Source organism: Lentzea sp. NPDC055074, from assembly GCF_053608005.1.
In genome coordinates, this window is record NZ_JBSGUQ010000001.1 from 476,589 (window position 1) to 490,693 (window position 14,105).

Sequence of the window (14,105 nt, forward strand, 5' to 3'; positions counted from 1 at the left end):
GGCGTCGTGTCGAACGTTCCAAGCAGGCAAACGGTTTCAGCCGCGCTCGACCGCGCCGCTGCTTCGTACATCGACGCGGAGGCGTTGGTGGACGGGGAGGTTCGCCTCAGCTGGCTGGAGCTGCGCTCGGCGGTGCGGGACGCCGCCCGCGCGCTCGCGGGGATGGGCGTGCGGCCCGGCGACCGGGTGGCGTTGTGCGCGCCCAACTCGGCGCAGTGGGTGGTCGCGGCGCTCGGTGCGTTGCACGCGGGCGCCGCGCTGGTGCCGATCAACACGCGGTTCACCGCGACCGAGACGCTGGACGTGGTGCGGCGCAGTGCCGCGCGCGTGCTGGTCGTGGAGGGCGAGTTCCTCGGGCGTGACCGCGAGGATGAGCTGCGGGCGTTGTCGCCGGACCTCCCGGCCGTGGTGCGGTTACCGGCGTCGTGGGTCGCGTCCGAGGTCGATCTTCCCGCGCTGTCGGAGGATCAGCTGTGCGACGTCATGTACACGTCGGGCACCACCGGACGCAGCAAGGGCGCGATGAGCGCGCACAGGCAGTCGCTCGGGGTCGCCGAGGCCTGGGCGTCCTGCGGTGAGCTGACGGCCGCGGACCGCTACCTGATCGTCAACCCCTTCTTCCACACCTTCGGTTACAAGGCAGGCATCTTGGCCTGCCTGCTGACGGGCGCGGCGATCGTGCCGCAGCCGGTGTTCGACGTCGTCGAGACCATGCGGCTGATCGAACGGGAACGGATCACCGTGCTGCCCGGGCCGCCGACGATCTTCCAGGCGCTGCTCGACCACCCCGAGCGCGCCTCGTTCGACCTGTCGAGCCTGCGGCTGGCGGTCACCGGCGCGGCGGTCGTGCCCGTGGTGCTGATCGAACGGATGCGGGCGGAGCTCTCGCTGACCGTGCTGACCGCGTACGGGCTGACCGAGGCCGTCGTCGCCACCATGTGCCGGCCCGGTGACTCACCGGAGACCGTCGCGCACACGTGCGGCGCGCCGATGGCCGGGTTCGAACTGAGGCTGGGCGTGCAGGACGAGGTGCTGTTGCGCGGCCCGAACGTGATGCTCGGCTACCTCGACGACCCGGAGGCCACCGCCGCCGCGATCGACGCCGACGACTGGCTGCACACCGGGGACGTCGGGAGGATCGACGAACGCGGCTACCTCTCGATCACCGACCGGCTCAAGGACATGTACATCTGCGGCGGGTTCAACGTCTACCCCGCCGAGATCGAGCAGGCGCTGGCCCGGCTGCCGGGAGTCGCGGAGTCGGCCGTCGTCGGGACGGCCGACGCACGGCTCGGCGAGGTCGGGGTGGCGCACGTCGTCACGGCGCCCGGCTCCTCGCTGTCGGCGGACGAGGTGATCGCGTTCTGCAAGGAGCGGCTCGCGAACTACAAGGTGCCGCGCGCCGTCGAGTTCCATCCCGCGCTCCCCCGCAACGCCATGGGCAAGGTCCTCAAAATCCAACTGCGCAAGGAGAACGCGTGACAGTCTCGTATGAGCGGCGGGACGCGGTCGCCGTCGTGACCATGAACCGCCCGGAGTACCGCAACGCGCAGAACTCGGCGATGACCTACGCGTTGGACGAGGCCTTCACCCGCGCGGTGGACGACGACGAGGTCAAGGTGATCGTCCTGGCGGGCGCCGGCGACCACTTCTCCGCGGGCCACGACATCGGCTCTCCCGGGCGTGACGTCGACAGGTCCTTCGAGCGCAGGGCCGTGATGTGGTGGGACCACGTCGGCCGCGAGGGCGGTGACCTCCGGTTCGCCCGCGAGATGGAGGTCTACCTCGGCATGTGCCGGCGGTGGCGGGAGATCCCGAAGCCGACGATCGCGATGGTGCAGGGCGCGTGCGTCGCCGGTGGCCTGATGCTCGCCTGGGTGTGCGACCTGATCGTGGCCGCCGAGGACGCGTTCTTCGCCGATCCCGTTGTGCGCATGGGGATTCCCGGCGTCGAGTACTTCGCGCACCCGTGGATGCTGGGTCCCCGTGCCGCCAAGGAGGTGTTGTTCACCGGCGACCGGTTCTCGGCGCAGCGCGCGTACGAGTGGGGCATGGTCTCGCGCGTCGTGCCGCGGCCGGAGCTGGAGGAGTCCACCTTCCAGTTGGCCTCGCGCATCACGGCGATGCCGCGGTTCGGCCTGGCGCTGGCGAAGAAGGCGGTCAACCAGTCCGAGGACCTGATGGGCATGCGCGCCGGGATGGACTCGGTGTTCGGACTGCACCACTTCGCGCACGCGCACAACGCCGAGGTGAGCTCCGACGCGCTGGCCGGCATGGACGCCCGTGCGATGAAGAAGGCCTCCGGCTGATGGACCTCGCGCTGGACGCCCCGACGCTGGAGTTCCAGGCCGAGGTGCGGGACTGGCTGGCCGCGCACGTCCGTCCGCTGTCCTCGATGGACACCGCCGAGGGTTTCGCGGAGCACCGGGAGTGGGAACGGCTGCTGGCCGCCGAACGACTGTCGGTGGTCTCCTGGCCCAGCGCTTTCGGCGGCCGGGAGGCCTCGTTGCTGCAGTGGCTGGTGTTCGAGGAGGAGTACCACGCCTCGGGCGCACCCGGCCGCGTCTCGCAGAACGGCATCTTCCTGCTGGCACCGACGTTGTTCGCGCACGGCACCGACGAGCAACGCGCCCGCATCCTGCCCTCGATGGCGCGCGCCGACGTGGTGTGGGCCCAGGCCTGGTCCGAACCGGAGGCCGGCTCCGACCTCGCCTCGTTGCGCAGCACGGCGGTCCGGTGCGACGGCGGCTGGCTGCTGCGCGGCCAGAAGACCTGGAGCTCGCGCGCGACGTTCGCGGACCGGGCGTTCGGCCTGTTCCGCACCGGCCCCGGCGAACGCCACAAGGGCCTGACCTACCTGCTCTTCGACCTGCGGGCCGACGGGGTCACCGTCCGCCCGATCGACCAGCTCGACGGCGAACCGGGCTTCGCGGAGATCTTCCTCGACGACGTTTTCGTGCCGGACCACGACGTCGTGGGCGAGGTGGGCGACGGCTGGCGAGTGGCCATGAGCACGGCGGGCAACGAGCGCGGCCTGACCCTGCGCAGCCCAGGCCGTTTCACCGCCGCGGCGGCCCGGCTGGTCGAGCTGTACCGCAAGAACCCGGACCCGGCGCTGCGCGACCGCGTCGTGGACGCGTGGATCGGCGCGCAGGCCTATCGGCTGCACACGTTCGGCGCGCTCGCGCAGCCGTTGAGCGGGCCTGCCGCCAGCGTCACGAAGGTGTTCTGGTCCGAGCTGGACGTCGCGATCCACGAGACCGCACTGGACCTGCTCGGCGAGGTCGCGCCGAGGTGGCGGGACGGGTTCCTGTTCTCGCTGTCCGGGCCGATCTACGCCGGTACCAACGAGATCCAGCGCAACGTGATCGCCGAACGACTCCTGGGGCTGCCGCGATGATGTTCACGCTGTCGTCGGAGCAGACGGACTTCGCCTCGGTGCTGCACGACTTCCTGGGGGCGGGGAAGACGGACCTGGCCTCGCTCGGGGTGGACGAGGTGACGGACCCCGTCGACCTCGTGGTGGTGTTCGAGGAGGTGGGGCACCACGCGGTGGCGGGACCGCTGATCGAGTCGCTGGCTGTGGTGCCGGCGCTGATGGGTGGAGCGGGAGTTGGGGCCGGAGCTGGGACCGGAGCTGGAGCCGGAGTTAGAGCCGGAGCTGGGACGGGAGCTGGGGCCGGAGCTGGGGCTGGGACCGGAGCTGGGACCGGAGCTGGGGCTGGGGCTGGCGGGGCGACCTGCTCCGTGGCCTTCCCACCCCTCGTCCCCCACGCCGCCGCGGCCGACCGCTACCTCCTCGTCGAGGGCGACATCCTCCGCGAGGCCACTCCCACCACCGAGCTCGAGTCCGTGGACCCGTCCCGCCGCCTCGTCGACCTCTCCGCCGGCCAGGTCATCGCCACCGGCGTCCCGGCCGCCCGAGCGTTCGACCTCGGCGTCCTCACCTGCTCGGCCCAACTCCTCGGCCTGGGCCGGGCGATGCTCGAACTGACCACCGCCCACGCCAAGGCCCGCGCCCAGTTCGGCCAGCCCGTCGGCCAGTTCCAGGCGGTCAAGCACCACCTCGCGAACGTCCTGATAGGACTCGAACTCGCCCGCCCGCTGGTCTTCGGCGCGGCGGTCACGATGAGCCCGAGGGACGTCTCGGCCGCCAAGGTCGCCACCTCGGACGCCGCCTGGCAGGCCGCGCGTGCCGCGTTGCAGGTGCACGGCGCCATCGGTTATACCGCCGAGCACGAGCTAGGCCGGTTCCTGTTGCAGACCCGAGCCCTGCGCACGGCGTGGGGCAGTCCGTCGATGCACCGCGCACGTGTGCTGGAGGCGTTGTGACACCGGAACGACTCGCGCTCAGGGACGCCGTCCGCAGCCTGCTCGACAGGCACTCGGACGTCCGCGCGGCCATCGAGACCCCGCACGGCTACGACAAGGACGTGTGGGCCCGCCTCACCGACATCGGCGTGCTCCCGATCCCCGAGCAGTACGGCGGATCGGGCGCGACCCTCGCGGAAACCCACATCGCGCTGGAAGAACTCGGCCGCAGCCTCACCCCGTCACCGCTGCTGGCCTCGACGCTGGCAGCCCAAGCGCTCCTGGCCACGGGGAACGAGGAGGCGTGCGAGCGGTTGCTACCGCGGATCGCGGAAGGAACCGTCGCCACGCTGATCTGGCCGTGGGACAACGGCCGGACCAGCCTCGACGCTCCAGCGCGGTACGTCCTCGACGGCGACCACGCCGAGATCCTCCTGGCTTCCGACGGCAACGACCTGTACGAGGTCGGGCCGGGCGTGCCCCGCGAGCACACCCCGACGATGGATCAGACCCGCCGTCTCGCCACGATCGACCTCGGCCGAGCGGAAGTCACCCGTCTGGGCCGTTGGGCGCCGGAGGTGCGTGACGTCGCGCTGGCCGCGCTGGCGGCGGAACAGGTCGGCACCGCCGCGCGAGCCCTCGAACTCACCGTGGAGCACACGAAGACCAGGGTCCAGTTCGGCAAGCCCATCGGCTCGTTCCAGGCCCTGAAGCACCGCATGGCCGACCTGCACGTGCTCGTCGAGACGGCCAGGTCGGCGGCAGGAGCCGTCACCGACGAGATCTCGGCGGCGGTGGCGAAGGTCTACTGCTCGGAGGCGCTCTTCAAGGTCGCCGCCGAGATGGTCCAGCTGCACGGCGGCATCGCGATCACCTGGGAGCACGACGCACATCTGTACCTCAAGCGGGCGCACGGCAGCGGGCAGCTGTTCGGCAGTCCGGCCGTGCACCTCGAACGGCTGCGAGCCAAGATCGCCTAGGCCTGCCCCAGCACGCGGCGGAACGTCGGGCACTCCAGGTGCGTCGGCGCCGGGCACGCCGCCGCGTGCCGCAGGTCGTCGCGCATCACGGCGAGCTTGCGGATCGTCACGTCCAGCTCGTCGGCCTTGGCGGCGAGCATCTCGCGGTTCGGCGACGGGCGGCCGTCCGGCGAGAACATCAGCGTGATCTCGTCGAGGGAGAACCCGGCCGTGCGGCAGACGGCGATCAACGCCAGCTGTTCCAGCACTGCCGGGGAGAACACGCGGGTCAGGCCCTGCCGCCGCACGGACGCGATCAGGCCGCGCTCCTCGTAGTAGCGCAGGGTGGAGGCGGGTACGCCCGAACGGCGGACCACCTCGCCGATGCCGATCTCGGGAGAGTCCACGACACTTGACCTCAAGCCGACTTGAAGTAGGACGGTAGGAGCATGACATCTGAGGCGAACAGCGCGCAGGCCGCCTGGTGGAACTCCGCCGGGCAGGGCTGGGCGCAGGCGCAGGACATCGTGGGCCTGATGCTCGAGCCCTTCCAGGACGTGCTGGTGGAGGCCGCCCGGGAACGGCCGCGCACCAGGGTTCTCGACGTCGGCTGCGGCACGGGCGCGGTCACCAGGGCGATCGCGGAGGCCACCGGCGCGGACTGCGTCGGCGTCGACATCGCCGAGTCGATGCTCGAGGCGGCACGCGCACGCGGCCAGGCGGAGTTCCTGAGGGCCGACGCGCAGGTGCACGAGTTCGACAAGGCCTTCGACCTGGTGGTGAGCCGGTTCGGGGTCATGTTCTTCGACGACACGACCGCCGCGTTCCGGAACCTGCTCGACGCCACGGTCGAGGGCGGTGAGCTCTGCTTCGTCACCTGGCGGACCAGGGACGAGAACCCGTTCATGACCACGGCGTCCGCGGTCGCCGCGAAGCTGGCACCGGACGCGCCCGGCCCTGATCCGAACGGGCCGGGGCCGCACGCGCTCGCGGACCCGGACGAGACCCGCGCGATGCTCGGCCGGGCCGGCTGGACGGGGATCGGCATCACGCCGCTCGACCGGACCTGCACCATCCCCGAGTCCCTGCTCGTCCCGTACCTGAGCAACCTCGGCCCGGTCGCCCGCGCGCTGAACGAGGCACCGGAGCAGGACCGGGAAGGAATGCTCCACCAGGTCCGGAGCGCGTTCGACGGTTTCGTGCACGGGGACGAGGTGCGGGCTCCGGCAGGCTGCTGGCTCGTCACCGCGTCAGCTCCACTCTGACTGGCGCTGCCAGGTCAGCAGGGTGTCGAGGACCTCACCGGACCAGCCGCGGCTGTCCAGCTCGGCGTGCGAGGCGTAGCGGCCGCGGTAGAACAGCAGCGGCTGCGCCTCGCGCACCGGGCCGAGCTCGACGACGGCGCCGACGACCATGTGGTGGTCGCCGGCGTCGTGCACGACGGAGACCTGGCAGTCGACCCACGTCAGCGCGCCGTCGAGCACCGGGGAACCGGTCGGGGAGGGCGTCCACGAGATCCCGGAGAACTTGTCCGCGCCCGCCCTCCCGAACACCGTGGAGATCTCCCGCTGGTCCTCCGCCAGCACGTTCACGCAGAACGAGCCGGCGGACGCCATCGCGGCCCAGCTGCGCGAGGTCCGTTGTGGACAGAACACGACCAGCGGAGGGTCCAGCGACAGGGCCGCGAACGCCTGGCAGGCGAACCCGACCGGGCCGTCGGCGGACATGCCGGTCACCACGGTCACCCCGGTGCAGAAGTGGCCGAGAACGGATCGGTAGCGGGCAGCTACTTCTGACCGCATTACTTCTGGTGGCCAACGCTGAAGTCGTGTCCCCACAGGCTCACCGCCGTGCTCTCGCGTGCGATCCAGTCCTCATCGGACACCTGCCGTCCCTCGCAGCCGAACTCGACGTCGAACCCGCCGGGTGTCTTCATGTAGAACGACAGCATCAGGTCGTTGACGTGCCGGCCCAGCGTCGCCGACATCGGCACCTTGCGCCGCAACGCCCGGTCCAGCGTCAGGCCGACGTCGTCGGTGTTCTCGACCTCGACCATCAGGTGCACGATCCCGCTCGGCGTCGGCATCGGCAGGAACGCGAGGCTGTGGTGGCGCGGGTTGCAGCCGAAGAACCGCAGCCACGCGGGAGGCCCGTCCTCCGGCCTGCCGACGAACTGCGGTGGCAGGCGCATCGAGTCGCGCAGCCGGAACCCCAGCACGTCGCGGTAGAAGTGCAGCGCGGCCTCGTCGTCCGATGTGGACAGCACGACGTGCCCGAGCCCCTGCTCCTCCGTCACGAACCGGTGCCCGTAGGGCGAGACCACCCGCCGGTGTTCCAAGGCCGCGCCGTGGAAGACCTCCAACGTGTTCCCGGACGGGTCCTCGAACCTGATCAGCCCGGTGACCCGCCGTTCCGCCAGGTCCTCGGCTGAGCCCTCGACGTACGCGACACCGGCCGACGCCAGGCGTTTCGCGACCTCGTCGAGCTCGGCCTCGGTGGCGGCCTCCCAGCCGGAGGCCTGCAGGCGGTCCTTCTCCCCCGGCACGATGACGAGCCGCGCCGGGAAGTCGTCCATCCGCAGGTAGAGAGCACCGGGCGTCGAACCCTTGCCCTCGACCATGCCGAGGACCTTGAGCGCGAACTCCCGCCACCGGCCCATGTCGGTGGCCTCGATGCGGAGATAGCCCAGCGACCGGATGCTCATGACGCCTCCGTAAGGAAGTCGAGGGCGAGCCTGTTGAACTCGTCGAACTTCTCGAGCTGTGCCCAGTGCCCGCACCCGCCGAACACGTGCAGCTGCGCGCGCGGGATGAGCTTCGTCGCGAGCAACGCGCCGTCCAGCGGGTTGACCCGGTCCTCCCGGCCCCAGACGAGCAGAACTCGCTGGCGCAGCTTGTAGGCCTCGCGCCAGAGCATGCCCTGTTCGAAGTCCGGGCCGGAGAACGACCGGCCCAGCGCGGCCATGGCGCGCAACGACTCCGGGTTCGACGCGGCCTCGAACCGTTCGTCGATCAGCTCCTCGGTGATCAGCGACTGGTCGAACACCATGATCCGCAGGAACTCCTCGATCTTCTCCCGCGTCGGCGTCCTGGCGAACGCGCTGAGCTTGCGCACGCCCTCGGTCGGGTCGGGCGAGAAGACGTTGAGCGACAACCCGCCCGGCCCCATCAGCACGAGCCGCCCGGCGCGCTTCCCGTACTCCAGGGCGAACCGGACCGCCGTGCCGCCGCCGAGCGAGTTGCCGAGGATGTGCGCCCGCGCGACCCCCAGGTCGTCCAGCAGGTCCTTCAGCGCCCTGGCGGCGAAGGTGAAGTACTGGTCGTGCTCGGCGGGCTTGTCCGACTGGCCGTAGCCCGGCATGTCGACGGCCAACACCCGGAACGACTTCGCGAACACCGGGATGTTCGCGCGGAAGTTCGACAGCGCCGACGCGCCGGGCCCGCCGCCGTGCAGCAGGACCAGCGTCTCGGCGTTGTCCGCCCCCGCCTCGTGGTAGTGCAACCGCACGCTCATCAACGCCCCCTCAGAACAGCCCGTCGCGGACCTGGATGCCGAGCTCGTTCTTGCCGTACAGCACGAGCACACGTTCCGGGTCGTTGCCCGCGTGCACCCGTGCGGCGTGCGCGTCGCGCCAGAAGCGGGGCAACGGCAAACCGGCGTTGATCGCCTTGCCGCCCGCGCTCTCGAAGAGCAGGTCGATCGCGGAGAGCGCCCGCCCGCTGCCGAGCACCTGGTCGCGCCGGGCCCTCAGGCGAAGGTCGATCGGGATCTTCGTGTCGGCGACGGCGTGCGCCCACTCGTCGTTGATGTCCTTCTCCAGCGTCCACCACGCGATGTCGACGTCCGCCGCCGCGGTCGCGATCCTGACCTGCGCGAACGGGTCGTCGACCGACTTCTCGCCCAGGTACGCCGCCCGGACGCGTTCCCGGGTCGCGTCGACGTGCAGCGCGTACGCCCCGGTCGCCATGCCGATGATCGGCGCCGTCACCGCGTACGGGTGGATCGTCCCGTACGGCATGCGGAACAGCGGTCCGGGGTTGACCTCCTGCCCGGGGCACTTGCAGCGCGCCGTGTTCGCCATGCTCAGCGCCCGGTACTCCGGCACGAACACGTCGTTCACCACGATGTCGTTGCTGCCCGTGCCGCGCAGGCCGACCGTGTCCCACACGTCGTTGATCGTGTAGTCCGCGATCGGCAGCAGGAACGTGCGGAAGTCGATCGGCTTGCCCTCGTCGTTCATCACGAGGCCACCGAGCAATACCCACGTCGCGTGGTCGCAGCCGGACGAGAAGCTCCACTTGCCGCTGAACCGGAACCCGCCCTCGACCGCCGTCGCCCGGCCCGTCGGCGCGTAGGAGGACGAGATCCGGGTGTCCTGGTCCTCGCCGAACACCTCCTGCTGCGCCCGGTCGTCGAAGAGCCCGACGTGCCACGGGTGCACGCCCAGCACGGACGCGACCCAGCCCGTGGAGCCGCAGGCGCTGCCGATCATCCGCACCGCGCTGTAGAAGTCGAGCGGGTGCGACTCGAAGCCGCCGTACCGCGCGGGTTGCAACATCCGGAAGAACCCGGCCTCCTGCAACGCCTTCACCGACTCCGGCGGCACCCTGCGCAGCTCCTCCGCCTCGGCCGCGCGTTCGGCGAGCGACGGCAGCAGTTCGCGCACCTTGCCGAGGATCTCCTCGCTCATCGGACTTCCTCCCTGCTCAGCTCCAGTGCGATGTCGATCAGCTGGTCCTCTTGCCCGCCGACGAGCTTGCGTTCGCCCGCCCGGACGAGGATCCGCGCGCCGGACACGCCGTAGCGCTCGGCCTGCGTGTACGCGTGTTTGAGGAAGCTGGAGTAGACGCCCGCGTACCCCATCATCAGCGCCATCCGGTCGAGCAGGCACTCGTCGGGCATGACGGGCCGGACGACGTCCTCGGCCGCGTCCACGATCTTGAAGAAGTCGACGCCGGTGGAGAAGCCGAGCTTGTCGCAGACACCGACGAACGCTTCGAGCGGCGTGTTCCCCGCGCCCGCACCGAATCCGCGCACGCTGCCGTCGATCTGCCTCGCCCCGGCCCGTGCCGCGGCGACGGAGTTCGCGACGCTCAGCCCGAGGTTCTCGTGCCCGTGGAAGCCGACCTGGGCATCGTCCCCGAGCTCGGCGACCAGCGCCTCGACGCGTTCGGACACCTGTTCCAGGACAAGGGCTCCGGCCGAGTCGACCACGTAGACGCACTGGCACCCGGCGTCCGCCATGATGCGGGCCTGCTTCGCCAACGCCTCCGGCGGCTGCGAGTGGGCCATCATCAGGAACCCGACGGTCTCCAGCCCGCGTTCGCGAGCCAGCTGGAAGTGCTGCACGGAGACGTCGGCCTCGGTGCAGTGCGTGGCGATCCGGACGATCGAGGCGCCGTTGTCCTGCGACACGAGGATGTCGTCCTTCACCCCGACGCCCGGCAGCATCAGCACGGCGATCTTCGCCCGTGTCGCCGTCTCCACCGCGACCTTGATCAGCTCCTGCTCAGGGGTGTGGCTGAAGCCGTAGTTGAACGACGACCCGCCCAGCCCGTCGCCGTGCGTCACCTCGATCACCGGCACCCCGGCGCCATCGAGTGCCGCGACGATCGAGCGGACGTCCTCGGTCGTGAACTGGTGCCGCTTGTGATGCGAGCCGTCACGCAGTGACGTGTCGGTGAGCCGCAGCTGCATGAGCGATCTCCTCCCCCACCTTGGTCGCGGCGGCCGTCATGATGTCGAGGTTCCCCGCGTACTCCGGCAGGAAGTCGCCCGCGCCCGCGACCTCCACGAAGATCGCCACCCGGCCGGCGTCGTACTGCGGCTCGCGCAGCAGCCGGAACCCCGGGACGTACGAACGGATGTCGGTCTCCATCCGGGCGATCGAGTCGGTGATCGGGTCGGGGTCGACGTCCTCGGGGATCGCGCAGAAGATCGTGTCGCGCATGATCATCGGCGGGTCCGCCGGGTTCAGCACGATGATCGCCTTGCCCTTCGAGGCTCCCCCGATCTCCTCGATGCCACGGCTGGTCGTGCGGGTGAACTCGTCGATGTTGGCGCGCGTGCCCGGTCCCGCCGACACCGACGCGACACTCGCGACGATCTCCGCGTACGACACCGGCACGATCCGGGACACCGCGTGCACCACGGGGATCGTGGCCTGGCCGCCGCACGTGATCAGGTTGATGTTGGGCGCGTCGGCGTGCTCACCGAGGTTCACCGGCGGCACGACGTACGGGCCGACCGCGGCCGGTGTCAGGTCGATCGCCCGGATCCCCGCCTCGGCGTAGCGCGGGGCGTTGGCCCGGTGCACCGCCGCGGACGTCGCCTCGAAGACGATGTCCGGCAGCTCGTCCTGACGCAGCAACCACTCCGCGCCGTCGACCGAGACCTCCAGGCCCAGCGAGGCCGCGCGCTTCAGCCCCTCGCTGGCCGGGTCGATGCCCACCATCCAGCGCGGTTCGAGCGCCTGCGAGCGCAGGAGCTTGTAGAGCAGGTCGGTGCCGATGTTGCCGGAGCCGACAATGGCCGCCTTCACCCAGTCACCTCATTCGAATTTCAGGTCAACGGAGCCGAGTCCGGCGAACTCGGCGTGGAACTCGTCGCCAGGCCTGGCGTCGATGGCGCGCGTGCACGACCCGGGCAGCACGATGTCGCCCGCCAGCAGCCGCACGCCGAAGCCCGCGACCTTGGCCGCGAGCCACGCCACGGCGATCGCCGGATCACCCAGCACGGCGTCACCGCGTCCTTCGGCGACCAGCTCACCGTTGCGCCGCAACGTGGCCGCGACGGCGCCGATGTCCAGTTCGGACGGACGCACGCGCTCGGAGCCGAGCATGAACCCGGCCGACGACGCGTTGTCCGCGATGGTGTCCTGCAGGCCGATCCGCCAGTTCTCGATCCGGCTGTCGATCAGCTCGATGGCGGGCGCGACGAACTCGGTGGCCTCCAGCACGTCCTCGACCGTGCAGCCCTCGCCGGGCAGGTCGTGGGCCAGCAGGAACGCGATCTCCACCTCGACGCGCGGGTACAGGTAGGCCGACGCGTCCGCGGTCCCGGCCAGCTGCATGTCGTCGAGCAGGTGGCCGTAGTCGGGTTCGTCGACGCCCATCATCTGCTGCATCGCGAGCGACGAGAGCCCGACCTTGTGGCCGATGACGTCCCGGTTGCGGTGACGGATGTTGAGCAGCTGGATCTCGTAGGCGTCGACCACGTCGATCTCGGGATACAGCTCCACCAGCGGTTTGATCGGCACGCGGTCGTGTTCCGCCGTGCGCAGCAGCGCGGCGGCCGCCTCCCTGTTCTGGATCGTCAGCACCTGGCCTCCTTCACGACGTGGTGCCCCGCGCGACGGCCCGAGAAGACGCAGTCGGCGAGCGCGAGGCCGCTGACGTAGGACTCCGAGCACACCCCGACCGCCGACCGGCCGGCCGCGTACAGGCCGGGAACTCCTTGCACCTGACCGGTGTCCTCGTCCACGACGAGTCCGCCGAGCGTGAGCATCGGGCACGGGTAGCCGAACCCCGCGCGCACCGACACGTTGATCAACGAGTAGGGCGGCGTCCCGAACGGTTCGGGAGCCTGAATTCCCGCCTTGGCAGCCACTTCCTCGATCGTCGGGGCCGTGACCAGGCCGCGGCCGAGCAGGTAGCGGACCTGCCAGCGCTGGAACGGCGCGGTCTGCGTCTTCACCTGGGCACGCGCGAGCCGGAGGATCTCGTCGTCGATCAGCAGCCAGGCCTTGCCGCCGCGCTGGACGATCTCGCTGCCGTTGGCCGCGCCGTACAGCGTCGCGTCGCCGAACCGCTGCCCGGCCGAGTCGACCAGCACCCCGCGTTGCAACGCGCTGGGCGGCGTGACGAACCGCCACACCGAGATCCTGTCCATCCGCGCGGTCTTGCCGCCCGCGGCGACGCCGAGCCTGATCCCGCCGCCGTCGTCGCCGGGGGTGCCCAGCGCGAGGCCGCCGCGGTGGGCCGGCGCGTGCTCGTGGACCAGCGCCCGGTCGGCGATGAAGCCGCCGGCCGCGATGATCACGCCCTGCCCGGCGGTGACCACCAGCGGCCGGCCGAACCGTTCGAGCCGCGCCGCCATCCCGAACAGCCTCTTCCCCAGCGGCGGGTAGTAGAGCCACGGTTTGGCGCCCGCCTTGGTCAACGCCGCGTGCAGCACCCTCGGGAGCCCGGTGAGCGTCTGGCACCGCACGCCGGTGACCCTGCCGTTCTCCCTCACCAGCTCCACCGCGCGGGTCTGCGGCATGACCCGCACGCCCGCGCGCCGGGCGGCCTCGGCCAGACGAGTGAAGAAAGCCTTGCCCGACGTGCCTTTCGCCCTGGTCCGGTGCCCGCGCGGGGCCGGGTCGGGCCAGGCGTCCTCGCTGCCGGACAGGTACAGGTAGTAGTCGTCGGTCGGGTACGAGGTCTTGAACGGCGACACGCGGGCGTCGAACGGGACGCCCTGGTCCTCCAGCCACGCCAGCATCCCGGCGCTGTCCTCGCAGAACCGCCGCAGGGTCGCGGGCGACACCGCGTCGCGCACCTCGTGCCGCAGGTAGGAGTACATCGCGTCGACGGAGTCGGACACACCGGCCTCGGCCTGCTGCCTCGTCCCGCCGCCCGCGTAGACGACGCCGCCGGACAACGCGGTCGCGCCACCGCCGGTGAACCGGTCCAGCACCACCACGGACGCACCGGCCGTCGCGGCCTCGACGGCGGCGCACGCGCCGGCCGCGCCGAAGCCGATGACGACCACGTCAGCGGTGACTTCCACGCAACCCTCCTGGAACACGTTCTTGGCCAGAAACAGGTTCTTGGTGAGTCGACTTGCCTGGAA

15 protein-coding genes are annotated in these 14,105 nt (G+C 70.8%); 6 read left to right on the plus strand and 9 right to left on the minus strand.

The genetic code is table 11. From position 1 onward, the window contains the following. The first annotated feature begins 6 nt into the window (after positions 1-6). The 5 genes from ACWF7A_RS02335 (at position 7) to ACWF7A_RS02355 (ending at position 5,291) form a co-directional block, all read left to right on the plus strand. Entirely contained in the window at positions 7-1,482 is a 1,476-nt protein-coding gene (locus ACWF7A_RS02335) for a FadD3 family acyl-CoA ligase (RefSeq protein WP_452248582.1), read from the plus strand. Then, positions 1,479-2,309 (plus strand): enoyl-CoA hydratase, encoded by an 831-nt coding sequence (locus ACWF7A_RS02340; protein ID WP_452248583.1) that lies wholly within the window; start codon positions 1,479-1,481, stop codon positions 2,307-2,309. Before ACWF7A_RS02335 ends, ACWF7A_RS02340 begins: the two co-directional genes overlap by 4 nt. Then, a complete protein-coding gene (locus ACWF7A_RS02345) occupies positions 2,309-3,400 on the plus strand; it encodes an acyl-CoA dehydrogenase family protein (protein WP_452248584.1) in 1,092 nt (363 codons plus the stop codon). Before ACWF7A_RS02340 ends, ACWF7A_RS02345 begins: the two co-directional genes overlap by 1 nt. Positions 3,401-3,747: 347 nt before the next feature. After that, on the plus strand, positions 3,748-4,332 hold the full coding sequence (locus tag ACWF7A_RS02350) for an acyl-CoA dehydrogenase family protein (protein WP_452248585.1): 585 nt from the start codon (positions 3,748-3,750) through the stop codon (positions 4,330-4,332). After that, positions 4,329-5,291: an acyl-CoA dehydrogenase family protein gene (locus tag ACWF7A_RS02355; protein WP_452248586.1), complete on the plus strand. Its 963-nt coding sequence runs from the start codon at positions 4,329-4,331 to the stop codon at positions 5,289-5,291. Before ACWF7A_RS02350 ends, ACWF7A_RS02355 begins: the two co-directional genes overlap by 4 nt. On the opposite strand, the gene ACWF7A_RS02360 is transcribed toward ACWF7A_RS02355, so the two are convergent. Then, positions 5,288-5,677, minus strand: a complete 390-nt coding sequence (locus tag ACWF7A_RS02360) for a helix-turn-helix domain-containing protein (RefSeq protein ID WP_452248587.1) — start codon at positions 5,675-5,677, stop codon at positions 5,288-5,290. The genes ACWF7A_RS02355 and ACWF7A_RS02360 overlap by 4 nt on opposite strands. A 42-nt stretch (positions 5,678-5,719) precedes the next feature. Here ACWF7A_RS02360 and ACWF7A_RS02365 point away from each other — a divergent pair, with 42 nt between their 5' ends. Continuing rightward, positions 5,720-6,535 (plus strand): class I SAM-dependent methyltransferase, encoded by an 816-nt coding sequence (locus ACWF7A_RS02365; RefSeq protein ID WP_452248588.1) that lies wholly within the window; start codon positions 5,720-5,722, stop codon positions 6,533-6,535. Here ACWF7A_RS02365 and hsaB read toward each other — a convergent pair. The 8 genes from hsaB to ACWF7A_RS02405 are packed head-to-tail and all read right to left on the minus strand — an operon-like array spanning position 6,521 to position 14,042. Continuing rightward, entirely contained in the window at positions 6,521-7,072 is a 552-nt protein-coding gene (gene hsaB / locus ACWF7A_RS02370; protein ID WP_452248589.1) for a 3-hydroxy-9,10-secoandrosta-1,3,5(10)-triene-9,17-dione monooxygenase reductase subunit, read from the minus strand. The genes ACWF7A_RS02365 and hsaB overlap by 15 nt on opposite strands. Beyond that, complete coding sequence (hsaC, locus tag ACWF7A_RS02375) at positions 7,072-7,974, minus strand: iron-dependent extradiol dioxygenase HsaC (protein ID WP_452248590.1); 903 nt, start codon at positions 7,972-7,974, stop codon at positions 7,072-7,074. The genes hsaB and hsaC overlap by 1 nt, the downstream gene beginning before the upstream one ends. Next, a complete protein-coding gene (hsaD, locus tag ACWF7A_RS02380) occupies positions 7,971-8,783 on the minus strand; it encodes a 4,5:9,10-diseco-3-hydroxy-5,9,17-trioxoandrosta-1(10),2-diene-4-oate hydrolase (protein WP_452248591.1) in 813 nt (270 codons plus the stop codon). Before hsaD ends, hsaC begins: the two co-directional genes overlap by 4 nt. Positions 8,784-8,793: 10 nt before the next feature. Continuing rightward, positions 8,794-9,960, minus strand: coding sequence for a 3-hydroxy-9,10-secoandrosta-1,3,5(10)-triene-9,17-dione monooxygenase oxygenase subunit (gene hsaA, locus ACWF7A_RS02385; RefSeq protein WP_452248592.1), 1,167 nt, complete (start codon positions 9,958-9,960; stop codon positions 8,794-8,796). Continuing rightward, positions 9,957-10,967 carry a 4-hydroxy-2-oxovalerate aldolase gene (dmpG, locus tag ACWF7A_RS02390; protein ID WP_452248593.1) on the minus strand — a complete coding sequence of 337 codons (1,011 nt, stop codon included), beginning with the start codon at positions 10,965-10,967 and terminating at the stop codon, positions 9,957-9,959. Before dmpG ends, hsaA begins: the two co-directional genes overlap by 4 nt. Further along, entirely contained in the window at positions 10,933-11,811 is an 879-nt protein-coding gene (locus tag ACWF7A_RS02395) for an acetaldehyde dehydrogenase (acetylating) (protein ID WP_452248594.1), read from the minus strand. Before ACWF7A_RS02395 ends, dmpG begins: the two co-directional genes overlap by 35 nt. 9 nt (positions 11,812-11,820) lie before the next feature. Then, entirely contained in the window at positions 11,821-12,591 is a 771-nt protein-coding gene (locus tag ACWF7A_RS02400) for a 2-keto-4-pentenoate hydratase (RefSeq protein WP_452248595.1), read from the minus strand. Then, on the minus strand, positions 12,585-14,042 hold the full coding sequence (locus ACWF7A_RS02405; RefSeq protein WP_452248596.1) for an FAD-binding protein: 1,458 nt from the start codon (positions 14,040-14,042) through the stop codon (positions 12,585-12,587). The genes ACWF7A_RS02400 and ACWF7A_RS02405 overlap by 7 nt, the downstream gene beginning before the upstream one ends. Positions 14,043-14,105 lie beyond the last annotated feature (63 nt).